At 42.6% G+C, this 26,688-nt stretch carries 21 protein-coding genes; 8 read left to right on the top strand and 13 right to left on the bottom strand.

Annotated elements, in window-relative coordinates:
• Positions 1-142: 142 nt before the first annotated feature.
• Entirely contained in the window at positions 143-1,228 is a 1,086-nt protein-coding gene (gene dinB, locus AC13FX_RS04010) for a DNA polymerase IV (protein WP_482879188.1), read from the bottom strand.
• Between the two features lie 112 nt (positions 1,229-1,340).
• Between dinB and AC13FX_RS04005 the strand changes: the two genes are divergently transcribed.
• Positions 1,341-2,129, top strand: a complete 789-nt coding sequence (locus AC13FX_RS04005; protein WP_482879187.1) for a hypothetical protein — start codon at positions 1,341-1,343, stop codon at positions 2,127-2,129.
• Between the two features lie 46 nt (positions 2,130-2,175).
• Here AC13FX_RS04005 and AC13FX_RS04000 read toward each other — a convergent pair whose 3' ends face one another.
• The 4 genes from AC13FX_RS04000 to AC13FX_RS03985 form a co-directional block, all read right to left on the bottom strand.
• A complete protein-coding gene (locus tag AC13FX_RS04000; RefSeq protein WP_482879186.1) occupies positions 2,176-3,705 on the bottom strand; it encodes a SulP family inorganic anion transporter in 1,530 nt (509 codons plus the stop codon).
• Between the two features lie 338 nt (positions 3,706-4,043).
• Positions 4,044-5,651, bottom strand: coding sequence for a peptide chain release factor 3 (locus AC13FX_RS03995; protein ID WP_482879185.1), 1,608 nt, complete (start codon positions 5,649-5,651; stop codon positions 4,044-4,046).
• Positions 5,648-5,845: a hypothetical protein gene (locus AC13FX_RS03990; RefSeq protein WP_482879184.1), complete on the bottom strand. Its 198-nt coding sequence runs from the start codon at positions 5,843-5,845 to the stop codon at positions 5,648-5,650. The genes AC13FX_RS03995 and AC13FX_RS03990 overlap by 4 nt, the downstream gene beginning before the upstream one ends.
• 24 nt (positions 5,846-5,869) lie before the next feature.
• Entirely contained in the window at positions 5,870-7,732 is a 1,863-nt protein-coding gene (locus AC13FX_RS03985; protein WP_482879182.1) for a glycoside hydrolase family 13 protein, read from the bottom strand.
• Positions 7,733-7,997: 265 nt separating this feature from the next.
• On the opposite strand from AC13FX_RS03985, the gene AC13FX_RS03980 reads away from it, so the two are divergent.
• Positions 7,998-8,507: a hypothetical protein gene (locus tag AC13FX_RS03980; RefSeq protein WP_482879181.1), complete on the top strand. Its 510-nt coding sequence runs from the start codon at positions 7,998-8,000 to the stop codon at positions 8,505-8,507.
• Between the two features lie 184 nt (positions 8,508-8,691).
• Here AC13FX_RS03980 and AC13FX_RS03975 read toward each other — a convergent pair whose 3' ends face one another.
• From AC13FX_RS03975 to AC13FX_RS03950, 6 genes are all read right to left on the bottom strand, one after another.
• Complete coding sequence (locus AC13FX_RS03975; protein WP_482879180.1) at positions 8,692-9,975, bottom strand: M20/M25/M40 family metallo-hydrolase; 1,284 nt, start codon at positions 9,973-9,975, stop codon at positions 8,692-8,694.
• 24 nt (positions 9,976-9,999) lie between these two features.
• On the bottom strand, positions 10,000-11,286 hold the full coding sequence (locus AC13FX_RS03970) for an amidohydrolase (RefSeq protein ID WP_482879179.1): 1,287 nt from the start codon (positions 11,284-11,286) through the stop codon (positions 10,000-10,002).
• A 127-nt stretch (positions 11,287-11,413) separates the two neighbouring features.
• A complete protein-coding gene (locus tag AC13FX_RS03965; protein WP_482879178.1) occupies positions 11,414-12,076 on the bottom strand; it encodes an NAD(P)H-binding protein in 663 nt (220 codons plus the stop codon).
• Entirely contained in the window at positions 12,058-12,915 is an 858-nt protein-coding gene (locus tag AC13FX_RS03960; RefSeq protein ID WP_482879177.1) for a M23 family metallopeptidase, read from the bottom strand. Before AC13FX_RS03960 ends, AC13FX_RS03965 begins: the two co-directional genes overlap by 19 nt.
• Positions 12,916-13,070: 155 nt before the next feature.
• Positions 13,071-14,291 (bottom strand): serine hydrolase domain-containing protein, encoded by a 1,221-nt coding sequence (locus AC13FX_RS03955; RefSeq protein WP_482879175.1) that lies wholly within the window; start codon positions 14,289-14,291, stop codon positions 13,071-13,073.
• Positions 14,292-14,297: 6 nt separating this feature from the next.
• Positions 14,298-15,311: an MBL fold metallo-hydrolase gene (locus AC13FX_RS03950; protein ID WP_482879174.1), complete on the bottom strand. Its 1,014-nt coding sequence runs from the start codon at positions 15,309-15,311 to the stop codon at positions 14,298-14,300.
• Positions 15,312-15,365: 54 nt separating this feature from the next.
• Here AC13FX_RS03950 and AC13FX_RS03945 point away from each other — a divergent pair, with 54 nt between their 5' ends.
• Together AC13FX_RS03945 and AC13FX_RS03940 are read left to right on the top strand one after the other, a co-directional pair.
• Positions 15,366-16,526 carry a 6-bladed beta-propeller gene (locus AC13FX_RS03945; RefSeq protein ID WP_482879172.1) on the top strand — a complete coding sequence of 387 codons (1,161 nt, stop codon included), beginning with the start codon at positions 15,366-15,368 and terminating at the stop codon, positions 16,524-16,526.
• Positions 16,527-16,667: 141 nt separating this feature from the next.
• On the top strand, positions 16,668-17,018 hold the full coding sequence (locus AC13FX_RS03940; RefSeq protein ID WP_482879171.1) for a hypothetical protein: 351 nt from the start codon (positions 16,668-16,670) through the stop codon (positions 17,016-17,018).
• Positions 17,019-17,108: 90 nt separating this feature from the next.
• On the opposite strand, the gene AC13FX_RS03935 is transcribed toward AC13FX_RS03940, so the two are convergent.
• Together AC13FX_RS03935 and AC13FX_RS03930 are read right to left on the bottom strand one after the other, a co-directional pair.
• Positions 17,109-17,498: a GxxExxY protein gene (locus tag AC13FX_RS03935; protein WP_482879169.1), complete on the bottom strand. Its 390-nt coding sequence runs from the start codon at positions 17,496-17,498 to the stop codon at positions 17,109-17,111.
• Between the two features lie 189 nt (positions 17,499-17,687).
• Complete coding sequence (locus AC13FX_RS03930; RefSeq protein ID WP_482879168.1) at positions 17,688-20,129, bottom strand: hypothetical protein; 2,442 nt, start codon at positions 20,127-20,129, stop codon at positions 17,688-17,690.
• 722 nt (positions 20,130-20,851) lie between these two features.
• Here AC13FX_RS03930 and carA point away from each other — a divergent pair.
• The 4 genes from carA (at position 20,852) to AC13FX_RS03910 (ending at position 26,684) form a co-directional block, all read left to right on the top strand.
• Complete coding sequence (gene carA / locus AC13FX_RS03925; RefSeq protein ID WP_482879167.1) at positions 20,852-21,955, top strand: glutamine-hydrolyzing carbamoyl-phosphate synthase small subunit; 1,104 nt, start codon at positions 20,852-20,854, stop codon at positions 21,953-21,955.
• Between the two features lie 125 nt (positions 21,956-22,080).
• On the top strand, positions 22,081-24,909 hold the full coding sequence (gene carB / locus AC13FX_RS03920; protein WP_482879166.1) for a carbamoyl-phosphate synthase large subunit: 2,829 nt from the start codon (positions 22,081-22,083) through the stop codon (positions 24,907-24,909).
• Between the two features lie 333 nt (positions 24,910-25,242).
• Positions 25,243-25,716 carry a hypothetical protein gene (locus tag AC13FX_RS03915; RefSeq protein WP_482879165.1) on the top strand — a complete coding sequence of 158 codons (474 nt, stop codon included), beginning with the start codon at positions 25,243-25,245 and terminating at the stop codon, positions 25,714-25,716.
• A 50-nt stretch (positions 25,717-25,766) separates the two neighbouring features.
• Positions 25,767-26,684, top strand: coding sequence for a hypothetical protein (locus tag AC13FX_RS03910; RefSeq protein ID WP_482879164.1), 918 nt, complete (start codon positions 25,767-25,769; stop codon positions 26,682-26,684).
• Positions 26,685-26,688 lie beyond the last annotated feature (4 nt).

Here is a 26,688-nt window from a genome sequence, read left to right as displayed (position 1 = left end):
TTGTTGAATGGTATCTTTGTAAATTCACGATAATCTAGGTAAAATGATAGTCTGTATTCGGTGTGATGGTGTTTTTGTGTTACGGTGTGACAGTGGTTGATGCCTACCCACTGTCACACCGTAAAACCATCGCCCTTTAACACTATAATGAAAGCTCCAACTGCTCCCAAACCTTTTTTTCATTCAAATTTAAATTGGATAGTGTGATTCCCAGAAGCCTGACAGGGCGCTTACCGACTTCAGTTTCATTCAAAAGCCTACGGATCACATCCGTGATATCCTGGTATCTGTTTGTGTAATGTGTCAGCGAGTAACTTCGGGTAATGGTCTCAAAATCTTTATATCGAACTTTGAGCGTAATGGTTTTGCCGGCCGCATTGATCTTTTTCATACCCTCTGCAATAGTCTGGGTCAACTCATCCAGAAAATTATGTATCCATTCCAGGCTTTCTATATCCTCTGAAAACGTGCGTTCCTTCCCGTAGGATTTCCGAATACGATGTGGTTTAACTTCACGGTGGTCTATCCCTCGAACGATTCGGTAATAGAATCTGCCTGACTTTCCAAAAGCTTTGACCAGATCGATCTCAGACCATAGCTTGAGGTCAGCACCGGTTTTAATTCCAATAGCGTGCATTTTCTTTTGGGTGGCTTTTCCCACACCAAAAAATTGCTTGATATCAAGTTCCTCCAGGAAAGCTTCGGCTTTATCAGGAGTGATAAGAGTAAGGCCATTAGGTTTGTTAATGTCTGATGCTACCTTTGCCAGAAACTTGTTGTGAGCCACCCCTGCCGATGCCGTCAATTCGGTTTGCTCATAAATTTTATCTTTGATCTGTTTGGCGATCAAAGTAGCAGAGGGTATTTCTTTGTGATTTTGGGTGACATCCAGAAAAGCCTCATCCAACGATAGTGGTTCTACAAGGTCGGTATACTCAAAGAAGATCTCCCGAATTTGTTTGGAAACTTCCCGGTAAGCATCAAATCGTGTTTTAACGAAAATGGCATGAGGGCAAAGTCGTATTGCCTGTGAGGCAGGCATTGCAGAATGAACTCCATATTTACGTGCTTCGTAACTACAGGTGGCCACCACGCCACGCCCGCTTGGTGATCCGCCAACCACCACGGGTTTCCCTCTGAGGGAGGGGTCATCCCTTTGCTCAACAGATGCATAGAAAGCATCCATATCAACGTGTATGATCTTACGTATGGGAAATTTCTGTTCCATAACATAAATTACACATATAGTTTATGGTATAAAAATGGTTTGATGTGTAAATTTGGAACAATTATGACTAGCATATCATTAAATTGATAAAACAACCAACAAAAAGATAAATATGAAATACCTGACACGATCTAATTTTTTTGGAATACTTGTCCTCATGTTTCTAATATCAGCCTCCTATGGATGTGTAAATGATCCTCAAAGCGGAGGAGGTAACAATGGATTTGAGTTTAATCACCAACAAAATGCTGGTTCTTCTGCCAACGAATTACTTTCTGGTGAAAACTTCCCGGAATTAATTGTTGAGATAGATTATATGCCAGGTTACGAGCCAAACTCAAGAGCTCTTGATAGTTTAAAAGCATTTTTGGAACAAAGATTGAATAAGTCATCGGTAACTATTTTAGAACCGACTCAGATACCTTCCGGTGATCAGAATTCATACTCAGCAAATGATGTTCGGGAGATAGAGTCTCAAGAAAGAGATAACTTTTCGGAAGAAAATGTACTGTCAACCTATATGGTTATAGTGGATGGGTATTATACCCAGCAAAATGTATTAGGAATTGCCTACTTCAATACTTCAAATGCGTTTTTCGGACCGGCTTATGATGATGCATCTACCGGATTTGGGTCACTAACACGTTATCAGGTGGAAGCTATTTCATTTAGACATGAATTTGGTCACCTGTTTGGGTTGGTAAACATAGAAGGGTCTGGCACAGATATGCAGACCGACCATCAGGACGAACAAAATGGCCATCATTGTGATAATGACAACTGCCTTATGTACTATGCTATGGAGCGATCCGATCTGATCGAACAATTATTCAACGAAGAAACTATACCAGCACTTGATGCCAATTGTATTGCAGATCTTCAGGCCAACGGCGGTAAGTAATTATTAAAACAGAGGCTCAATTAGAGCCTCTGTATTTTTACTTTAATTAGATCTTATCCAAAGCTAGTTTATAAGTTGGATCTTCCATTACATTTACGTCAATGATCGCATCGGCATTTTGTAGAAGATCCCGGCAGTCTTTACTGAGATGTTTCAGGTGAACCATTTTTCCAACTTTACTGTAACGTTCAGTAATTTTGTTTAAGGCTTCTATGGCTGACATATCCACTACCCTGCTTTCCTCAAAATCAATGATGATCTCATCCGGATCATTCAATACATCAAACTTGGAATTGAATACTGAGATCGACCCGAAGAAAAGAGGGCCATAGATCTCGTAATGTTTTATGCCCTGCTCATCAATATGCTTTCTGGCACGGATGCGTTTGGCATTGTCCCACGCAAAAACCAAAGCAGCAATGATCACGCCGATGAGTACCGCAAGTGCCAGGTTGTGTAATACAGCGGTGACCAATGTCACCTTGATCATCACAAATATATCTGAGATCGGCATACGGTTGAAGGTCTTTAAACTAGCCCATTCAAAAGTTCCAATAGCAACCATGATCATCAAGCCGGTGAGAGCTGCCATGGGTAATAATTCTATTAAGCCTGAACCGAACATGATGAAAACCAGGAGCATTACTGCGGCTACAATACCGGATATCCGGGTTCTTGCACCTGATGATACATTAATTAGACTTTGCCCGATCATAGCACAACCGCCCATTCCGGAAAAGAATCCTGAAAAGATGTTGGCGGCTCCCTGTGCCATTGCTTCCTGATTTCCATTTCCACGGGTTTCGGTGATCTCGTCAATAATATTCAATGTCAGAAGGCTCTCGATAAGACCCACTCCAGCCATGATCACAGAGTACGGCAGGATGACCATAAAGGCCTCCCAGGTAAAGGGAATCTGTGGAATGTGAAATGGGGGAAATCCTCCCTGAATGGAGGCGATATCTCCCACGGTCTTAGTTTCGATCCCAAAGACAACCACAATGGCAAAAATGGTCAAAATAGCTACAAGTGAAGCCGGGGTCTTTTTGCTGAACTTAGGTAAGCCCCAAATGATCGCCATGGTTAGAATGACCAGCCCTAGCAAGATGTACAATGATTGTCCGGTCATCCATTCTCCGGATGGAGTTTTGAATTGATCCAGCTGAGACATGAAGATGATCACTGCCAATCCGTTCACAAAACCGAAGATCACAGGGTGAGGAACAAGGCGCATAAGCTTACCAAGTTTCAGCATGCCGGCAGCGACCTGAATCAACCCGGCTAAAACGACGGTGGCAAAGATATACTCAGGGCCATGAGAAACAGCTAAAGCTACCAATACTACTGCTACAGCTCCTGTGGCTCCTGAGATCATACCCGGACGACCGCCGATTATAGATGTCACAAGCCCAACCATGAAAGCAGCGTAAAGCCCGGTTAAAGGAGAAAGCCCGGCGATCATGGCAAAGGCTACGGCTTCAGGGATCAAAGCAAGGGAAACCGTAACACCGGCTAAAATTTCGATTTTATAGTCGATCTTATCATTGAGACCAAATAGGTCTAAATATTTTTTCATGTAGATGTAGTGATAGTAATGTTGCGAATTTATTGTTGAAACAGATCCTGTTGTAGGTGAGCTTTAGGGGAAAAGAAAAATGGCCAGGATCTTTCGTGTTATTTATACACTCAAAAATTACGCAACTATACAGCGTCTTTGTACCCTAAATAAAATTTTATGCGTTATAAAATCATGAGGTTATTTGTTTCCTGAATAATTTTAAATGGAAGCGGTTTTCTGAAGAGATAGTCGAGAAACTTTGATTCAATAATGGCGCAAAAAAACCTCTCATATTATTTTCAAATGAGAGGTTTAGATAATTTTTTTGAGTCTCGTTATAGAATTCTGTGCGAGGATCAACCCTGCTTGAATTTGAAAAGGTTTTCTTTGCCAACCTTTTCCTCGCCCTGACTTAAGGCATATTGTGAATCAAACAGAACAATTGGATTCTCTTCCATGTCTTTGGTTACGTGAGTTGAGTAGCTTGCTTCCAGTTTTTCGATCACATCATCGCGATCATTCGGAAGCCAACGGGCACAGAAATAAGAAACGGGGGTTTTAATTAACTCAACACCATATTCTGTAAGCATTCGGTGTTCCACAACTTCAAACTGAAGTACCCCCACGGTTCCTAATAAAAGTTCATTACCAACCCCGTTAGGTACCTCAAATACATGAACAACCCCTTCCTCAGATAGCTGTTTCAAACCTTCACGCAGCTGCTTTCTTTTAAATGGGTCTTTAGTGGCCACTTTCTGAAAATGCTCGGGAGTGAAAAGCGGTATCACATCGAACTTAATTTCATTTTTTTCATAAATGGTACTGCCAATACGGAATGAACCGGGATTGAAGATCGATACGATATCTCCGGGATAAGCTTCTTCCATGAGTTGTCGGTCATCGCCCATAAGGGTATGAGGAGTCGACATTTTCACTTTTTTGTCAATTCCTGCAATGGTGACCTGTTGGCCCCGTTCGAATTTACCGGAGGCTACACGTATGAATGCGGCACAATCCCGGTGATCAGGATTCATATTAGCCTGCATCTTAAAGATAAAGCCGGAGAACCCATCATTCAGGTCACGGGCCACACCGTCCGGTGTTTTGTATTGTTGGGGATGGGGAGCCAGCTGGTGGAAGTAGTTTAGAAATACATCCAGGCCAAAGTTGTGTAAGGCTGAACCAAAAAATACAGGAGTTACTTTACCGGTAGCATAGGCTGTACGATCCATGTTCTCATACATATCATCGATCAGCATGACCTCTTCTTCAAAGGCTTCCTTTTCGGTATCAGACATGGATGACCTTTTAAGTGCATCTTCAAGGTCAAGCACCTCTGTTACAGCTTTCTTGGCACCATGATCGGTCTTTTCATACATGTGAACTTTCTTTTCGATCACGTCATATATACCCTGAAATTTTTGACCATAACCCATTGGCCAGCTTGCGGGTACAGCTTCAATTCCCAGTTTGTTCTCAATATTACTCAACACTTCCAAAGGCTCCATACCGGGGCGATCACACTTATTTACAAAAGTGATAACCGGAACTTCACGAAGCTTACAAACTTCAAATAATTTTTCTGTTTGTTCCTCAACACCTTTGGCAACGTCAATAACCATGAGTCCGCTATCGGCAGCTACCAGGGTTCGAAGTGTGTCTTCAGAAAAATCCTTGTGACCCGGGGTGTCCAGGAGATTGTACTTGATACCGTCCTTCTCAAAACGAAGAACTGAGGAGGTTACCGAGATCCCGCGCTCCTGCTCGATCGACATCCAGTCGGATGCGGCATGGCGGCTTGCTTTACGGGCCCTGATAGATCCCGCCTCATGAAGGGCTCCACCATACAGTAATAGCTTTTCAGTGAGGGTGGTCTTACCCGCATCAGGGTGTGATATAATGGCGAAAGTGCGTCGCTTTTTCGCTTCTTTAATAATGTCTGTTTCGGCAGTGGCCGTGCTCATAGTGTCTCGTTCAGCTTGATTGAAGCCTTAAAGATACGGCCTTTTGGTTGAAGTTTGTAGTGGAGAGTGTTGATCAAAAAAGTGATGAAGTGAGTAGATTCAACATCAGTTTGGCCTCGTGCCTGACGCTCTGCGTCGGCACATAATGTGATGGTCTCCAAAAGAGCAAGATGTATTCCGTAGGGGCAATTCATGAATTGCCCCTACGGAATGGTGTCTTATTCCAACTCCCAGATCAGGGCTGTTTTACCACCTATCTCGATATCTTCTGAAACATCGATCTCATTACCTGACATCACATTGATACCAACCTCAAATTCATCCAGGATCTCCGCAAAACGATCGCGGTCTAAGCTCACCATCTCATCTTTGGCATTCATGGCGACCATGATAGTCTGATCTTGGTGAGTTCGGAAGTAGACATAAGTATTATTTTCAGGAATAAAATGTACCAACTTGCCTTCGTGAGTTGCAATGGCATCTTTTCTCCATTGGGTTAGCTTGGTGATGTATTCGATGATCTCATTTTCCTTGTCGGTGCGGCCTTCTTCGGTGAATACACTACGGTCGTCATCGGGCCAGCCACCGGGCATGGTTTGGCGCCAGGCTTCGTCATCACCCCCACGGTTTTCGTGGGCCATCATCAACTCGGTTCCATAATACACTTGAGGGATGCCTCGGGTGGTCATCAAAAACGCATAAGCCATTTTAAAGTGCTCTTCATTTTTACCGATATGCTCGAAGTAGCGACTCATATCATGATTATCCAGAAAGATCACGTTGCCCATCGGGTCAGAGTAGAGAAAATCCTGAGACAGGACATAATAGAGCTGACTTAATCCGGTCGTCCAGCCAAAATCTTCGTTAAAGGCATCACGCACTGCAAAAGCGAATTGAAAATCGGTCAGACTTGGGAGGTGAGACTGATATCCATCATCCACACCCTGTTTATCGTACTGCCAGTAGGCTTCGGCGGGCACATTTTCCACCCAGGCTTCACCTACGATGTTGAAATCCGGATAGGCACTCATGACTTCTTTTGACCATCTTGCCATGTAATTTTTGTCAGGATAAACATAGGTATCCATGCGGATGCCGTCGATCCCCGAGTATTCGATCCACCACAAAGTATTTTGAATGAGGTAATCAGCTAACAGATCATTGTCTTGATTCAAGTCAGGCATTTCAGGAACGAACCAGCCATCCGTAAGTTTGGTGGAGTCGTAATTGGAAGCATAGGGATCAGAAGCCACAACTCCTCTATAATTGGTTTGACCAACCTCCTGGTAATCAAATACCCAATCATTAGTTGGCAGATCCTTCATCCACCAGTGTTTATCTCCGATATGATTGTGGATCATATCCATGATCACTTTCATACCTCTATCCTGAACTTTCGACACCAATTCTTTATACAGTTCATTGGTTCCGTAGCGGCGGTCAACTTTATATAGATCAGTGGCCGCATATCCATGATAAGCACCGTACTCAGGACTCATGTCATTTTCGAACATGGGAGTAAACCAGATGGCGGTCATGCCCAGATCCTGAATATAGTCCAGGTTATCCATCACCCCCTGAATATCACCACCCTGCCGGCGCTGTGGGTTGGACCGGTCAGCTGATTCGAGCATGCCTTCCACAGAATCATTGGAGGGGTCTCCATTGGCAAAACGATCGGGCATCATGAGATAGATCACATCAGAAGGGTCAAATCCCTGATTTCTGCCTGGGGTTGATTCCCGTGTTTTTAACTCATATTCAAATTCGATCTCTTTATTGTGATGGGTAAGTTTGATCTCCATCATGCCTGCTTCAGCCTCATCCGAAATAACAAAATAGAGGAAAAGATAATTAGGGGAATCAACAGCCAGCTGTTTGGTGATCTTAACGCCAGGGTAGTCGGTTGAGGCTCTGTATAACCCGAGATTATCTCCGTACAATTGTATTTGCAACTCATTGACCGGCATTTCGGCCCACCAAAACGGGGGATCGATCACCTGAATCTGTTCAGGTACCTGAGCGTGTACAATTGATGCGAAGAGAAAAAGTGTGAGGACGAGTGAGAATAGTTTTTTCATGAGTGATTTTGTTCTTATTGAGTATCGAATAATAAAGATCACTCAAGACTTTTTCTTATGTAAATGCTTACATCATAATTTGATATTTCCCGATCAATCTTCTTGTGTTAACCGATAGATCAACAAATCAGTTTTCTGTAATCGCCAAGATTGATTTTTTTAGTTTTTACGTTTAATGTAAATGAGCTGATAAATATTTGCATAATATTTGTTCCAAAAATATGTTATCAATCAGTTAATATAAAGATCAACAAACTATAGACTTATGAGGGTATCGGGAATTCTTCTTTTCACGTTAATATTTTTCACAACGGGTTGTAGCCTTTTCAATTCAGATGAGGAAATTAGCGACAAGCTGGTAGGAACATGGGAATATGAAGTAGCGGTGAATACGGAGCAGGCAATAAAAGTGATCCGTAATTATCATTTCCTGGATATTAATACCTATGAGATCATTGAGGAGCATTATGACCTGCAGGATAACTTTCTCGGTTATAGGTTATTTAGAGGCGGGAGCTATAGTTTGAAAGAGAATAATTTAGTTATGAAAGATGATCAAGCCTTTCGTTCAGAAAACGCGGTTCTATATCCAACTATAGAAGAACTTAAAGCAGCCGGTGTGGAAGAACAGGGTTTAGATAAAGAAGAGTACCGGACCGAATTCTCGAACAGTAATACGACTGTAACGTTATTCTTTGATTGCCCCTTTAATGCATCTTGTATTGCACCGCCTGTACTTGACAAAGTAATTGAAAGTGGCCCTGTTGTACATTAATTCAGGTAATTAGGGTGATACTGTGTTTACTATACTATTCCACATATTGGATGAACAGATAATTAAATAATTCAGCTTAAATCGTGTAATCAATTTCGATATTACACATTTGTCGCAATAATCGTGTCTCAAATAAAATAGCGAGACCTAAAGAAAGTAGACTGCGTTAAAGGCTTTCTCAGTTTTATTGTGTTAACCGATAGATCAATAAGGCAGCACGTTTTGTAAGTTCTTTATATGTGGTAAGGTTGATGGTTTCATTAGGTCCGTGTGCCCCACTTCCCATCGCCCCCAGTCCATCCAGCCCATCTACGTAACTTGCCACGAAGGAGATATCAGCTGCACCGCGCTTGCCGGGGTCATAGGCTTCAACTTCACCCAATCCCAGGTCCTGGCTTATATCACTTAAAACACTTAGTAATTTCATATTTCCTTCAGTTGGCTCCATAGGCGGATACCCTTCATAGATGGTGAGTTCTGCGGAAGTTCTGGGAAGGTGATCAGATACAATCTCTTTCATTTTGGCGAAGGTCTGATCGCCTTGCTCTGTTGTTAAAAATCGAATTCCTCCATGTGCAATGGTTTTCTTGGGAACAATATTGGTTTTACCGCTCACTGATCCTCGAATTTGTTCCTCATTATAATCAACCTCATTTCCACCCAGAATAACACCTACATTGTAGGTAAGGTTGTCTTCTCTAAGCTCTTCATAAAAACGATTCAGAATTCTGGAAGCTTCATACACAGATCCTGCTCCCGTATCGTCGCTGAAAATACCCGAAGAGTGGGCTTGCCGGCCCTCAACTTCAATTTTCCATGAATAGGATGCTCTTCGTGCAACCGTGGCATAGCTGAAACCGGATGCGGTTTCAAAGCCGAGTGCGATATCACTTCGTTTGGCCGCATCAACCAGATCCTTGCGGCTAATGGAAGTTGGACTCCCGGCCTTTTCTTCATCTCCGGTGTAGGCTACAATGATCTGTGCATCAGGAATTGCGTTGGCTTCTTTCAAGGCTTTGAGGGCATAGAAGATCATGACGTTTCCTGCCTTCATGTCGTTTACCCCGGGCCCTGTAGCCATAGAATCATTCAGCATTTCGAACTTCTGAAATGGGCTGTCCGGCTCAAAAACGGTATCGAGGTGGCCAATTAGGAGCAGTTTTTTTCCAGAGTCTCCCCTTTGCTCAGCAAAAAAATGGCCGGCACGGTTAACTTCATCCTGCGGGATCCAGCGGGTTTCAAAACCGAGCTCATTATAGGCTTCGATGTAATTCTCCCCAACTTTACGAATACCTTCAAGATTAAGGGTTCCGCTATTGATGTTAACATTCGTTTCCAGGAATTCTAACGCTTCGGCATGATTGGCATCGATACGGTCAAGGATCTTTTGTTCAGTTTCTGACAGGTTTTGAGCTGAAAGGTTAAGGCTTAAAAGAAGTAAGATTGATAGAATTGTAAATTTCTTCATGACTTGATCAGGGGGCTCTATAAATTAATTTCCAACTGTGTTCATATAATCAATAACAAGATTACTCAGAGCTCTTACTCCGGTTTTCATTCCCTTTTCATCCAGCATAAAGTCCGGGGTGTGATGACCCGCGGGTTCACGGTCCGGAACCTTAGCTCCAACAAAGAAATAGAGTCCCGGTATCTCCTTCTGGAAAAAGGAGAAATCTTCAGCTCCGGTTATGGCATCCATGACAATGGCATTACCATTGGTTACCTCATCCAGGGTTGGTGCCATCATAGCTGTAAGATCCGGATCGTTGTATGTGATGGGGTACCCTTTATGGATAGTCAGAGTAGCTTCAGCGCCATTACTTTCAGCTGTATTTTGAACAATGGTTTCAAGTCGTTTGAAGATGAGCTGACGCATGTCCTCATCCAAAGCCCTGATGGTTCCTTCCATCTTTACTGATTCAGGAATGATATTGTGACGAACACCGCCCTCTATAACACCCACGGTTACCACGGCCGCCTGTTTGGTGAGTTCCATGCTGCGGCTGACGATCGTTTGAATATTATTGATCATCTGTGCAGCAGTAACGATCGGGTCAACCCCATTCCATGGAGCAGAGCCGTGTGCTTGTTTCCCTTTGATCTCGATGGTGTAACTGTTAACACTGGCCATAATTCCCTCAGGCCGGTAAGTGATCACGCCAACAGGAGTAGCATCGTTAATATGAAGTCCGAAGATCACATCGACATCCGGATCTTTAAGTACTCCTTCTTTAACCATAAGTTCAGCCCCTCCTTCTTCCCCTAGTGGTGCGCCTTCCTCAGCGGGTTGAAAGATGAATTTGACCGTTCCTTTGATCTCATCTTTCATATCTGTTAAGATCTTAGCCACACCCATTAAGATGGCAATATGGGTGTCGTGGCCACAGGCATGCATCACCCCAATCTCTTTCCCCTGATACATTCCGGTGGCTATGGATTTAAAAGGGAGGTCGTTCCTCTCTGTAACTGGAAGACCATCAATATCAGCTCGAAGACCCATTACAGGGCCCGGTTTGCCACCTTCTAATATTGCTACCACACCGGTATGAGCAACTTCAGTTTCTACCTCCAAGCCAAGTTCATTTAAATAGTCAGCGATATAAGCAGCTGTTTCAAATTCACGGTTAGATAGTTCCGGATTCTTATGAAAATGCCGCCGCCATTCTATAACCTGCTCTTCAATTTCATCAGCTTTTTGGTCGATGATCTGTTTAAGGTCCTGGGCATTGGCAGATATTGAAATAACTGAAATTAAGAATAGCAGTAAGGATCTTTTCATAGGAGAAGGATGAGTTGCAGTTTAGGGATAGTAAGTATTCAGTCTATAAATTAAAAATAGCCTTTCCACAGGCAGTAGAGATGCAATGCATCGCGTCTCTGCTGCCTGTGGAAATGAAATAGGTCTGCTATAAATGAAAGATCTCGTCCAGTTCAAAGATGTGATAACCCGGGGGACATTTTTGTAGAGAATGTATCATTCCCTGAGCCACTGTTATTCCAGGGATAGGACGATATTTCTTTAAGCCAGGAAGTTTGGTAATAAATGACATGAAAAAAAGGCCAACGGATTCTCCCGGTCTGTTTTCATTTCGGTCACCGGCAAGAATGGACGGCCTCATGATCGTGATCACTTCAAATGGTAGTTCCTTTACGTCATAATCCAGTTCACCCTTAAGGCGTGAATAGAAAACCCGTGATCGGTGATTAGCACCTGCCGAAGAAACCAGCGAATACCTTTTCACTCCATTATCAGCGGCGGCCTTTGCAACTTCGTATTGATAGGTATAATCAACTGCATACTGTGATTCTTCGCTACCGGCTTTTTTGATGGTGGTTCCCAAAGCTGAATAAAGTTCATCACCGGTGATCAAGTGTCGCCATTCATGAATGTAGTCAAAATCGATAATGTGTTCTTCCAATTTGGGATGCTGAATACCGGTACTGCGTCTATGGAAGACCTTAACCTTACGATAACGACCATCTTCTAAAAGGAGGTTTAAAACTTCTGAGCCGACAAGCCCTGTGGCTCCTATGAGTACTGCACTTTTATTCAATTCCTGCGTTTCCATCTACGGCGTTCAAACCATCCCATTTCCTGGGTTATAACATCATTTGGGTGGATGGCCAGATATGGTTTATCATTTTGTAGTTCAACAAACTTTTCACTTCCTGTCCTGAATAAAGGGGTAACATAGCTCCAGTATTCGACTTCATCATTGCCTTTTTCATAATCCGGATTTCTGTAGTTGATCATCAAACGAAACTGAGGTTTATCAGTACCCTCACGTGGAACTACTTTAGCTATCGGTTCACCGGCGTATACTTCATCACCCTCAGTCACCGTAATAGTTCCTTTTTTCAAATGCCGATAACTTGCAAAAGTACAGTCGTCATGAACGACTTGTACGTAATTGTAGTCACTGGTGAAGTATTTATCCAGATTACTGTCATCGTGAATATCAACAACCTTGACTACGGTACCTTTGCGAGTAGCATAAACATTATCACCATTCTCTGCAGAAAAGGTTAGGGAATAAAAATCTTCAGGTGACTCTTTATCTACTAATTCACCAATGTAATAGAGATTTCGGACCTCAGTTTGCTTTCCTTCAGCAACCGGTAAAAGATATTCGATGTCATTGCTTGGTTCAGTATCCAGGCACCCTCGATTTATACTGTAATGGTATCCGTAGCCAATACCTCCATCACTTAATCCGGTTTTTTCAAGCCTAACAATGCGTGCCCTTCCGGGTTTTACAGTTTTGAGTACAGGATTTGGAGATGGTGGTAAACTATTTCTGATATTGTAAAACTCAACGCTGACTACATATGGTGTGTAGCCTTTATTATCAGCGTAGAAGGTTGGTTCTCCATCCTTATTACGCTCAACAGAAATTGTGACATCCATGGTGGCGCGTTGTGCAAAACCAGAGGTCGAAAGAAGGATTATTAAGAATGATGTTGATAATAGTTTATTGATCGTACCCACAGAAAAACAGTTTAATTAATGATTTATAACACCAATAAACTCAGAAATATTTAAAAAAACTAATTGAAATAAGTTTAATCCAAAGCCTCCAGTACTCTTTTAACAACCCCATCCATAGCATCACTTTCGATCCAGCGAGCAACAATGACCAGGTCATTTTCCTGATCTACGTACACCATATTAACTCCGGAGCCAAGATGAAAAAAGGCCGAGGTAGGGGCATTGAGCAAGCGGTCTTTATTTACGTTTAAAAACCAGTTCATGAAACCATAATTGGTGTTGGCTTCTGTAGGAGTTTGAGCCATTTTATTCCATTCTTCGGAGATGATCTGATCGTCTTTCCATTTCCCATTTCTTAAAGTCAGCAATCCAAAACGAGCCTGGTCGCGGGCACTGATGAACATGCCGCCGCCCCAGTGACCCCCACCGCTCACGGCTTGCATTTGCTGACCATCTATGATCACCCATGAATTCTCATACCCCATCCAGCGCCAGGTTGGGGAGGCACCGATCTTATCCATAACCTCCTCACGCAGTACCTTGGGAAGCGGTTCTCGTAAAACATTCATGGCAGCCAGGGCCAGAACATTGACTCTGACATCATTGTATTCCCATTCGGTACCCGGTTCGTGCCGTTCGCGGGTCATCCATTCAGAACGGTCACCGGATGGTCGGTCTGCCCAGTCCGGTTTTCCCCACAAGGTTCCTTCCCAATCAGAAGTCTGCCGAAGCAGGTGATTCCAGGTGATCCTGGAATTGTGGTCTCCCTTGAAGGGCTCAAAAACTTTAGGCTCTTTATAAGCATCTGCCTTATTTTGATTGTTATCCCATTCCATAAAATAGATAGGAGCCATATATGGATCCACTTTATCATTCACATCCCGGATCAGCCCGCGATCATAGGCAATCCCAATGGTAGTTGTAAGGAAACTTTTGGTCACACTGTGAGTCATGTCCACACGAAACGGCTCCCCCCATTCAGCCACAATATATCCGTCTTTGATAATGACCCCGGTTTGTGGTCCCCGGTCCTTGAACGGGCCTATACCATCCCCAAAGGGTTCACGACCAAAGGTGCCATAATGATTCTCCTCCATACTGCGGGGATTACTTGTCTCATTTGCCTGAGCGTACTCAATGGCTTCCTGGATCTTATCGGCATTGAACCCGAGTGATTCAGGCGACCGTTTTTCCCAGTCTCCCCATTCACCGGGATAATATGACTGAGCAAAAAGGGTTGAGCTTAGTAAAAATGTAAAAACAACAGATAGTAACAGGCGGTGTAATCTTAGCATAGTAAATTAATTAAGTGGGATGACCTGCCCTTCATAAGCCACTTGAAAACCTAGATCTTCAACAAGCTTTCTTTCCGGGCTATCCAGGATCAGTGGATTGGTATGGTTGAAATGAATAAACGTAATTTTTGACTTTTCTGAAGGAGGGAGATTGTTAAAAAGCTTTATGCTTTCCTCTACATAGGGATGAGGGATCTCACTCATATCCCGGCCGGGGAGTTCTTCGGCATCATAGAAAGTACCGTCCAGGAGGGCAACGTCAACTTTGGAAATTTCTTCTATGATATCTCTTTCCCAAACATGCCATTTGTTAATATCGGGAATGAATAGCACCTTTTTTTTCTCAGATTCGATCCGATACCCGACGGTTTCCGAATATTCATCCCGGTGGGGAACCAGGAAAGGAGTAACAGATAGATTAGGGGTGAGCCGAATCGTGGAATCAGCTTGTAATTCTTGAAGCGAAATGTTGTTCATGTTTGTCAGTTGACTCCAGGGGCCGTTATTTTCCAGGTAGGATCTCATTCGTGGCATGGCATAAACTGGAACATCAGATGCGCCCATCACTTCATGACCAAGATACATAAGCCCGGTGTAATGGCCGATATGAGCGTGGGTCAAGAAAATCCCGGAAAGATCATTGATCGCAGAAGTGGTTTTAAGTTCCTGAAGCTGAGTCGTGAAATCGGGTGTGGCTTCAAACAGCCAGTTTTGTCCGGTGGCTTTATCGGTTAAACCCAAGCTGACTACATACCGTTTTTCAACACGGCCATTCCAATATTGTTGGCATTGCTCCTTGTTGCAATCGGCTTGAGGGAAGCCTGCATCCTGAGCTATTCCTAAAATGGTCATGAGCTGATTAGTGGATGGAACATTATTGGGGACAGGTTTTTCTGAACATCCGGAAACAAGCAGTATAGATAAAAGTAAATATCGAAGCATAACTGAAAGAACCAAAAAGACTTGTGAATTCAAAGGCATAAAGCTTTGACAGGTGTCAGAAAATTTTATTAGACTCAAGCATGTGATCTTTTAAAGATCATAATGGGTTTTTATAAATGAAATGGGGCAGATATGACAGGTATAAAACAACGCAAGGTTTATATATTATTTACTTTACTCATTGCTTTTTCGGGGTTGATGTATCCTATCCAATCAGAAGCCCAAAATACGTTTGAAGCCCGGGAAGAAATTCGTATTGGAACGTTGGAAGGCGACTTTGAATACTTATTTGCTAACATCTCAGATCTGGCAGCAGGTGCGAATGGGACTATTTTTGTAGCCGACTCCCCAGCAGGGAACCCGGTGGTAAGGATGTTTGACAGTAAAGGATCATTTGTAAAGTATGTAGGCAGAGAAGGAAGAGGTCCCGGAGAATATGAAAGGATTGGAGGGATTGGCTCATTCCCGGATGGGAGGTTGGCAATTTGGGATATAGGCAATCAACGAATTAACCTGTATGAACCAAATGGAGAATACATTGAAAGTTTTTTCGCAGGCTCAGGTTTACATTCATCCTACAAAACTTTTGAAGTAGATCATGACGGAAATTTTTATGTAAAAACCATGTTTTTTGATCGCGATAACCCAAAAAATAATACCAATCCACCAAGTGCGTGGTTTAAATATTCGCCTGAAGGGCAACTTGTAGATACAGTACATGTCACCAAGAGTGAGGGCAATTTTCCAGAAGGGTTTGTGATCTTTACTCCTGCCGGAGGTGGTTATCCTTTTAATACAAGAATAATTGAAAATTTTAGCCCAAGCGGGCATGTTATCACAGCTATTAACAACCGGTATGAAATTTACTTACACAAAAAAGAATGCAGCTTAACAATAGAGCACGAATATTCACCTTTAAAAGTGACTGCTGATGAAGAGGAACAATGGATGGATTTTAAACGAGGTTTTACTTCTGCTGGATATAGTGTTGGGTCTTCCATTCCGAATGTAAAACCACCGTTCAAAGAAATACTGACAGATTCACAAGGAAGGATCTGGGTTTGGAGATATACCAAATCGCAACCGGTGGATGGAGGAATATTTCCTGATAAAGTTAAAATATGGGAGCCGCCTGTATTTGATGTTTTCAACCCTGACGGTTCTTTTTACGGAAACGTATCCTTGCCAATGGGAGCAGTATTTTTAGAAGCAAAGGGCGACAAGGTTTGGGTTGTATTAACCGATGAAGATCAAGTTGAATATGTAGTTCGGTATAAATTGGTCGAAGAATAATTATTCTCTTAAGAGGAATGCAATGGGTGTATAAAATTAGGTTCTCTGTTTGCATCAAATTAACATTCACCATAGTAATAGGTAATAGTTTTCTAAAATATTTGCTACACTCAGTCCATCATTTAACCAAAGTTAATTTTGATGATACTTACAATTTTGATCCTTATTACCGCTTTTCTGCTGAACCTGTTTTTACCCTGGTGGAGTATTGCCTTTCCGGGTCTCATTATTGGGTACATATTCAATAAAAAAGCTTTTCCCTCTTTTGGTTGGGGGTTTTTAGCTCTTTTCCTGCTTTGGGGCGGACAAGCACTCTATACTCACTTTACCAATGATGCTATTCTCTCCACACGTATTGCTGAGATGTTTTCGGTAGGTTCTCCAATTTTAGTAATACTTATAACTGCAATTCTTGGCGGATTGGTAAGTGGTCTGGCAACACTGACTGGTTCTTTGGTGAAAGAGACTCCGAATTCCAGAAAGTTTAGTTGAGGGTTTGAATCGCTGATTAGACTGATTACAGGATTTCACTGATTAGTTAAGAAATCTGCGTTCATCCATAAATCCGATTAATCAGCGATTCTACCGCTTGGAAAAAATTAACCGTTTAAACTCCATACTTTTCGAACCAAAGTTAATTAACAAACCTACATCCAATTTATAGGCTTTCAGATAATTAAGAGCCTGTGCCATGTGGACATCTTTCAGATCAGAAACGGCTTTTATCTCAACAAGCACCTTTCCGTCTACTACAAAATCTGCTCTACGCGTTCCGATAGGGAATTCCAGGTCACGGTAATAAATTTGTTGGTCAATTTCCCTTTCGAAGGTTAATTCGGCTTTTTCAAATTCATAAGCTAATGCTCTTTGGTAAATAATTTCCTGAAATCCATTCCCCAAAAATTTATGTACCTCAAAGGAGGCCCCAATTATTTTCTCAGTAAGATCATGATACTTTAAATTTGATTTCATTCCTTTCCCCGTTTACCCGAATTTTGGTAAAAGATAATAAAGAAACTGCCATGAATCGCGGATTACAGGGATTAAGGGATGTCACAGATTAGTTAGAAAATCTGTGTTCATCTATCAATCCGTTTAATCCGTGATTCTACCGCTGCGACAGAATTAACCGCTTAAATGTTAAGCTTTTCCAGGGGTAAGTTATTCGTTTTGATCTAAAACCACGCTGTGAGTAAAAGGATCGCCTGCTTCAGTAAGTCCCTGTACTACAATTCGATAGGCTGAGGGAATATCATTCATCCAAAAACGTACATTATTACTGCTGTCATTGATTTCCAGTTTTGGATTCCAGTAGAGGGTTATGCGGGAATCTTTTTGTTCGTAATCAGTGGGTACCGTAACTCCATATTTAGGAGTATAAAAACCTGTAGGTTCCTGATAGCCAAGAACACTCATGCGTTTCAGGCCCCGTTCATTTCCAACAGCCCCAATTCCTCCTAAAGTCTTTATACTGATCACTCCACCGGCACCATTGGCTCCAAAAAGAGCCAGGTCAACAGCACTGCGAGCTACAGTGATGGTCTCCACATCAGATGAACTTAATGAAAATACGAATGAAGGGTCAGTTATCATGCCATCGACGTAGATCAAAGCACCAGGATTACCCGCATTGATGCTTGAAAAACCCGTTCGAACAGAAATGCTTCTGGTGCCTAAATTGGCAGATACACCCGGGATCTGATTTAGAATCATATCAATAGTGAGGTTCTTTAAATAATCTCTTTCCTGGAGGTTGATCTTAGCTCCCCTACCTGAAAGATCACCTAATAGTCTGTCAACAAAAGTTTCATTTTCTTCTCTTTTAGCTTCAACTGATATTTCACCAAGATCTCCTTTCATTTGAACATTTAAAAGATCTTCAGATTGTTCTACTGCTTCATCCGACCTCTCCTGCAGTGCAACATAATCTTGAACAGGTGATAAGCCCTGGTATTCAGACTGGTCAGGTAAAAGTGGGTATTGAGGGATCGGTTCTTTATTTATAGATAGATCACTGAACTGGTCATCGATCTCAACCCATACCCGATCACTGCCTTCTCTATTTCCTTTTACGATGATGGCTTCCCGTCCATAAAACTCAAGATCTGTAATAGAATATTTTCCCGTACTGTCAGTGGTTGTTATTTGAGATAATTCCTCATTATTCCTGATCGTTGCGATCACAGCTGCGTCTTCGATCGGGCGGTCTCGCCACAAAGTGTTTATGGTTCCGGAAATGGTTATGCCCTCTTCAGGAATATCAACCATCAGGTTTTCTTCAGAGGGAATTAAGCTGTCCATGTTATATGCTTTCCATCCTTGCGTCATCAAGAGATAATCGAGGAATGCCTGTGAAGAATCATGATCAGAAAAATAAAACCCCGGATTCTCGACATAACCTTTGAGTTCAGTTTCCAGCAGAAAGTGAGTTTTAATATTTGTTTGTTCGGGGTCATAAGGTTCTATCAGATCATCAAAAACAGAAATACTGGCTGTAGCATTAACATTTTCACCACTTGAATTTATGACATTAACTTTCAGGTCGACGGGGTCTCTGCTATCATATGCCTGCCTGGTTGCCGATAGGTTTACAGTAACATCATCGATCCTATTATTGTTAAAAACCTGCCTTTCAGCAATTGCTCTACCCGAATTGCCATCGAGCAAAGTGAAGTTAACAATACCGGATGCAAATTTAGATGATGGTATCATTACGGAGTTTGAGCCTCCGGAAAGATCAACGGGAACGGCATGAAATATTGTACCTCTAACATGAGCAAATAGCAGGTAGGGGATGTTTTTTGCTGCTTCAGAGGCTTGAATAGTTAGACCAATAAAGCCATCAGTTTTATCAGCGCGTAAAACAACCCCTTCAGGTTTAGGAGATGGTATGTCAAATCGATTGCCATTCACTAAAGCGTAATAAGTATGTCCTCTGTCTGGGCTGAAATTAACAGCTCCCATGCCGAGGTGAGAGGACTCAAAATCAGTGACCTTTTCATTTTCATGATCATAAATACTGCCTGCTACCGGTATTCCAAGCCCATTTCCGTCAATTGCTTTAAAAGCAAGGCGCGTGGGAATACCTTCAATCAAATAACCACCTTCAGGAAAAAACTGAACATCGAACTCATCAGTCGTTGAATCCTGAATCTCGTCATCCTTCACTTTGAGTTTAAATCTTTTTATAAACTCATAAGATGAGCCAAAATTCAAACCCCACTTGGTGTAAGCTCTGATCTCAAAATTACCGACCACAGGTTTTGCATTTTCAAGAGACAGGCTTCCATAGGCTCTTCCATTTACAAGTTTAACTAAACTTCGTTCAAAAACTTTGCCATCGGGTTGAACCAACTCAACATAGAGTACATTACTTAGGTTTGCGACATTATACCCACCAACTTTAGAGTAGGCAGAGAACCAAATTCGTTCTCCATGAAAATACCAATCCCTATCAGTATGTAAGTAAACACTCTCTCTTGGTGCCTCTTCATTCACCTTTTTGAATTTCTGAACAAAATTTACAGCACTACTGTAATCCTGTGCAGAAACTGAAGTTGTAAATAATAATGTACCTATGACTGTAATAAATAATGCCCTCATAATATGTGACTTATTAAAATTTTGAATTGTACCCGGTGCTATCAAGAAATTTTTAATAATTTAGTTCTAAGTTAGAATAATTATATAACATATTAATGCGAGTATACCGCATGGCTAATGTTAGTAAATAAGTTTTGTTGGGTAAATGAGATAATTTGGGCATTTATTTAATTGAGATAAAATTGAATCCAATTTATCTGCTCCTTATCTTAGGCAAACTTCAAAAAAGCTCTTACCAAAATTAACAAGTTAGCAATCCATAGCTTTGAAGCACTGCCAACGTACGCCCATAAATGGAGGTCGTGCAATTGATGGCATTATTACTTGCCCATATCATTTTTCAAATCCGACACGGTTTCCGTAGTCGGATTTTTTTTGAGCTAAAATTTCTATTCCTGTTTGTTTACGATGCTCTAGGTCGCAATCAATTTCCATTCGCTCCGACGCTTAGCGTACGGTGCGAGGTTGTGCATAGTATCTTACAGACTGGTTATGACGCTCTGCGTCGTGACCAATTAAGCCCTTGGCAACATCGGTTCTCTCCTTTGTTCACTCTCCAGATAGCGGAAGACTCCTTAATTAATTTCGACAGTGGTACAGGAAATTACCCCGCTTGGGCGCGGATCAAGAAGTGCGTCAAAGTAACCGGGAGCAAACCGTTATTTTACAATCCAGATTCTCATCAACAAACAATTTCACCAAACCAGAACTACATCTAACTCATGTCATTACACGAAAGAAAAAAAGCCATACTTGCACTAAGCGACGGAACCGTGGTTCACGGACAGGCCATCGGCCATGATGGTATCACCGGTGGCGAACTGTGTTTTAACACCAGTATGACCGGTTATCAAGAGATCTTCACGGACCCAAGTTACTACGGTCAGCTTATGATGATGACCTATCCGCATATTGGAAATTACGGTACACAACCACGAGATGATGAAGCCAGAAAAGTGATGGTGGCAGGAGTGATCTGCCGGGCCTTTTCTCATGAATACAGTAATACCATGGCTGATCGGAGCCTTCAGGAATATCTCGAGGATAATGAAATAACCGGCATCTCCGGAGTGGATACCAGGAAGTTAGTTCGTCACGTGAGGGAAAAAGGTGTGATGAATGCTGTGATATCAAGCACTGAGATGGATGAAGATAAGCTCGTCCAAATGGCTAAAGATTGGGACGATATGGAAGGTCTTGAACTTGCCACCAAAGTCACGCGACCCGAAGCTCAGACGGTTAATGGTGCAGACGATTACCGCGTGGCCGCCTTCGATTATGGCATCAAGCAGAATATCATTAATAATTTGAATAAACGAGGCTGTACCCTTCGCATCTTTCCGGCAAAGACACCCATAGAAGAAATCAAAGCCTGGAAGGCTGATGGATATTTTTTCAGTAACGGTCCGGGTGATCCAACCGCAACAGCAGAGTATGCCCTTGAAGCTGTTAATTATGCCAAGGAAACAGGAAAACCATTATTTGGGATCTGTCTTGGCCACCAGCTAATGGCACTCAGCGAAGGACTCAAAACAACCAAGATGTTTGTAGGTCACCGCGGGGCTAATCAACCCGTTAAAAATCTGGAAACCGGGCTCGTTGAAATATCAACACAAAATCACGGATTTGCCGTAGATGAGGATTCATTAGACGAGAAGATCGCGGAAGTGACGCATATCAATCTGAATGACGGAACTATTGAGGGATTGAAGTTCAAGAACTTCGAGGGTTTCTCGGTACAGTATCACCCCGAAGCCTCACCCGGCCCGCATGATTCAGCGTACCTGTTCGATCAGTTCATCGATGCAATGAAAGCACAAAAGTAAACTAAAAACCAATTTGACGGTGCTATGGTGTTACGGTGTTATGGTTCGCAAAAAAACCATAACACCGTAACACTCAAACACCCGCACACTACAACACCAACATCAAATAACCACTCACAAAACCCATGCCCAGACGCGACGATATCCATAAAATTTTGATCATTGGTTCAGGACCTATTGTAATTGGCCAAGCTTGTGAATTTGACTACTCCGGTTCTCAGGCCTGCCGCTCTCTTCAGGAAGAGGGATATGAGATAGTGCTCATTAACTCAAATCCGGCAACTATTATGACAGATCCGATCATGGCCGATGCGGTATATATGCTGCCCATGACCACGGACTCCATACGGGAAATTGTATCTAAGGAAAACCCCGATGCTGTTCTGCCAACTATGGGCGGGCAAACGGGATTAAACCTTTGCCGGGATTTGGAAAAAGAGAATTTCTGGAAAGAAAACAATATCAAGATCATCGGTGTGGATATCGATGCTGTGGAGCTGACAGAGGACCGTCAGTTATTCCGTGACAAGATGGAAGAGATCGGGATCGAACAGTGTAAAAGCAGAACGGCCCAATCGTTGCTGGATGCAAAAGAGATCAAGGAGGAATTGGGAGGCCTGCCTATTGTGATCCGCCCATCGTTTACCATGGGTGGTGCCGGTGGTGGAATCGTATGGAATGAGGATGAATTTGAACGAAAGGTGCTGCGTGGATTGGAGATGAGCCCCGTACATCAGGTTCTGATTGAGGAATCAATTTTTGGATGGAAAGAATACGAACTTGAGCTTCTGCGTGATGCCAATGATAATGTTATCATTATTTGCTCGATCGAGAACATGGATCCGATGGGGGTTCATACCGGTGATTCGGTGACAGTAGCTCCTACCCAAACGCTCAGCGACAAGCAGCTTCAGCATATGAGGGATGCTGCCATCAAGATGATGCGAAGCATTGGAACCTTTGCCGGCGGTTGTAATGTACAGTTTGCGATGGAGCCGGGAAGTGACCGATTGGTGGCCATCGAGATAAACCCTCGCGTGAGTCGTTCCTCTGCTCTGGCCTCTAAAGCAACGGGATATCCGATCGCAAAAGTAGCAACGAAACTGGCGGTCGGCTACACGTTGGATGAACTCAAGAATCAGATCACTGGGACCACATCTGCGTGTTTCGAGCCAAGTATCGATTATGTTGTTTGTAAGATCCCGCGGTTCAACTTCGATAAATTTCCCGGTGTGGATGAAGAACTTTCAACCCAGATGAAAGCCGTGGGTGAAGTGATGTCGATAGGGAGAAACTTTCCGGAAGCGCTAAACAAAGCATGGCAATCACTTGAAGTTGGACGTGATGGATTGGGAGCTGATGGTTATGAAGAGTTCGATCGTAAAACCGTTCGAGAAAGATTGCATAAGCCATACTGGGATCGTTCAATGCAGATACGCAACGCCTTTAAGCTTGGGGCATCAGTTGAAGAGATCGCGGATATCACCAAGGTTGATCCCTGGTTTCTGCAGCAGATCAGGTATATGGTATCACTGGAAAACAGAACTGAAGGTCAGGCTCTGAAAGAGATCTCAAAAGAAGATTTCTTTGAATTGAAGCAAGCCGGTTTTTCAGATTCGCAGATCGCTTATTTGCTCAGTAAAAGTGGTGAGAAAGTAGATGACAAAAAGGTTCGGGATCGCCGAAAAGAATTAGGTCTTACTCCATCATTTAAAATGGTGGACACCTGCGCGGCTGAGTTTCCGGCGCAAACACCTTACTACTACTCAGCCTATGAGGGCGAGAACGAAAGTGAGGTAACCGATAAGAAAAAAGTACTGATCCTTGGTAGCGGTCCTAACCGAATTGGTCAGGGTATCGAATTTGATTACTCTTGTACTCATGCGGTTCTGGCCGCCAAAGAAATGGGTTACGAAGCCATTATGGTAAATTGTAATCCGGAGACGGTTTCAACTGATTTCGATTTTGCCGACAAACTTTATTTTGAGCCGGTGTACTGGGAACGAGTACTGGATATCATCGATCATGAAAAACCGGAAGGTGTGATCCTTCAGGTAGGTGGACAAACGGCGCTCAAGCTCGGAAAACGATTTGTGGAAGAAGGCATCAGGATATTCGGGACCGATTTTGAAATGATCGATTTTGCAGAAGATCGCGGTGAGTTTTCCAAGTTTCTGAAGAAACTGGATATTCCATTCCCTGAGTATGGCACCGCAAGAGAAGTGGAAGAGGCCGTTAAAATTGCAGGTAGAATTGGGTATCCGGTTCTGATCCGGCCAAGTTATGTACTTGGTGGGCAGGGCATGCGGATCGCGGTAAAAGAGGAAGAGCTTCGAAAGTATGTGGCCAATATCCTGAAAACCCATCCTGAAAATGCCTTCCTGATCGATAAATATTTGGAGCATGCGATAGAAGTGGATGTAGATTCAGTCTTTGATGGTGATCAGCTTCACATTGCCGGGATCATGCAGCATATTGAGCCGGCGGGTGTTCATTCAGGTGATTCCACGGCTGTACTGCCCCCATATTCTCTAAGTGACGAGGTCATCAAAACCATTGAGGAATACCAACTGAAGATCGCAGAAAATATGGAGATCCTTGGATTTCTTAACGTGCAGTATGCGGTGAAGGATGAAACAGTGTATGTATTGGAGGCCAATCCAAGAACTACCCGTACAATTCCATTCCTGGCCAAAGCAACACAACGACCGGAAGCCGCCATAGGTGTGAAAGTAATGCTTGGGGCCAAACTCAAAGAGTTTGACCTAACCTCAAAACTGGAAAACTGGGCGATCAAAGAACCTGTCTTCCCATTTGATAAATTCCCGGAAGTGAAAAAGGAGCTTGGTCCAGAGATGAAATCAACCGGTGAGAGTATTTATTTCGCCAAAGATTTTAACGATGAGCACTTCAAAAAGCCTTATGAGTTCAAGAGCTTGTATCTTTCCAAGTAAATTTAAAAATACCGCTAGACCTGATATTTTCCGGGTTTAGCGGTCCTTTTTTAAAAAAGCAGGTCTTAAAACTGTATTGCCAAAATCATTCTAAGGCATTTCTATAACTGTATTCAAGATAAGGCAATTCATCTTTTTGCCCCCCCCATACGTTTTACATTAAAAATACCTTCTTAAGCCAGCACTTTTGCTTTGTAATAGATTACCCTACGGAGGTTATGGAAATATAATTACAAGTATAAAAGGGGGCGTATTTCAAGTTAAATATCAGGGTTTCATAAACTGTTGCAGGTATTAGTTTCTAAGAACTAATCAATTTAACAGGAGATGAATATGAAAACTTTTATAAGATCCACATCTGTGATCATGATGGTTTTATTTGCGTCTGTTAGTGTATTTGGCCAACAAACGGTTCAGCAACAAATGCAACAACAGCAACAGCAAATGCAGCAAATGGTTCAGAAGATCAACCAACTTCAGGAACGAACACATGCATTAAATCAGGAAATGACCCGCCAGATGCAGCAAACAAAAAACGAAGAGTTCCGAAATCAATATCAAAACATGTATCGATTTAGTGAACAATTGGGTTTAACGATAGGTAACCTTAAAAATGCAGCAGAACGATGCACGCTTATGTTACAAGATCGTGAAATGGCTCAAGATCGCGTTATGCAGGGTGAGATGGAACAACTTCGCCAAAGACTTAATGACATGACCGGTCAAGCTGAAGAAGCAGTAAAAGCAATGGAAAGAATACGCGATAGACTACGCGAGAAAGATAATACTCAGCAAACACAAAATTGAAATAACGGAGCAGTTTCAATTAATCGGTCAAGATCAGAATGGGAGGGTCTATGATATTCAGGTCACATATCCAGGGTACATTGTTGGGCATCTTATTTGGAGTATTCTTAGGAGCTGGTTGCGTTCATGCACAAAAACTTTCCTACACCGGAAGTATGCAATATGCAACCGGCTCATATTTTTTTAGCGAAAACACAGAAAGCTTTTCTTTTGTAAATGGTATGATGATATCAGGCGATAAAACCACCATCTCATTCTCTGTTCCATTTATATATCAAAACTCTCCATGGATCTCGTATGGTGCTACAGGATATATTCCAACAGGGGGGTCACAGCACGGGTCACTGACAGACTCAACCGGTCGGAGACCGGGAAAAGGGGGTGGAGGAAGCGGAATGGGGAAAGCCTCGTCATTTACTTCAAGAGTTACCTCTGCTTCAGATAGTATCATAACTTTGCCCGATACCGCTTCATATCAGAGCTCCAGTTTTGGTGACCCAACGATCTATGCCAATATAAACTTATTCAGATCAAGCTCAGGGTATACGAGCCTTCAACTGAATTCAAATCTAAAAATTCCGATCACAGATCCTGCCAACGGATATGGAACCGGTGAGTGGGATTTTGGAGTGGGTACATCCATATCACAACGGTTTTTAGGCAACAATTATCTTTACTTAGATATAACGAAATGGTGGTTTGGAGACATGCCAGATCTTGAATTGCAGGATCCTATTTCATTTAGTATAGGTTTAAGCCGGTCCTTAGCTCAGGGAAAATGGCTTTTAAATACTACACTAAGTGGATTTACTGAGATCATCAACGATTATGAGCCTCCCCTAAATGCCGGCATCGGTATTGGATATTTCGTTTCCTCAAAAGTGGCATTGAATAGCACATTTACAATGGGATTGACAGAATCTTCTTCTGATGCGGCTATTGGATTAGGCTGGTCAGTTAAGTTTTAAGCTC

It is taken from the genome of Gracilimonas sp. B-17 (genome assembly GCF_056857935.1).
The sequence above is the reverse complement of the archived record's forward strand: the minus strand, read 5'-3'. Positions and strand labels throughout refer to the sequence as shown.